This window comes from Psychrobacter sp. 1Y4 (assembly GCF_051847555.1).
The window spans coordinates 1-551 of record NZ_JBPYDE010001002.1; the positions used below are offsets into that span (position 1 = coordinate 1).

General features: G+C 49.4%; 1 protein-coding gene. It reads right to left on the reverse strand.

All coding sequences use genetic code 11. From position 1 onward, the window contains the following. A partial coding sequence (locus tag ACS8FC_RS20090; protein ID WP_439298082.1) for a DNA topoisomerase occupies positions 1-551 on the reverse strand: 551 nt, incomplete at both ends.

Below are 551 nucleotides of genomic sequence, written 5' to 3' on the forward strand. Positions count from 1 at the left end.
TCTAAACGGATACCGATTTGCTCAGCGTCTGAGGCTTTTTTAGCATTGCCATTAGCAATGTGCGTGTCTGCATGGATTTGCCAGTACTCTTCTGGAATGAACGCGCGAATTTCATGCTCACGCTCAACAACCAAACGCATGGCGACCGACTGTACGCGGCCTGCTGATAGTCCACGAGCAATCTTTTGCCATAATAGCGGCGATACCATAAAGCCAACGACACGGTCCAAGAACCTGCGCGCTTGCTGAGCATTGACGCGATCGATATCGAGCTTTGATGGTTGCTTAAAGGCGCTTTGGATGGCTGATTTGGTAATCTCGTTAAAGACCACACGCTGGTATTTGCTATCAGGCCCACCGATGACTTCTTTTAGATGCCAAGCGATCGCTTCCCCTTCTCTATCCATATCCGTTGCCAGATAGATTTTGTCAGCGTCTTTGGCTAATACTTTAAGCTCTTTGATGACCTTGGTCTTATTCGGCAGTACTTCATAGACGGCCGCCCAATCATGCTCTGGATCTACGCCCATACGGCGCACCAGTGCTTGCTG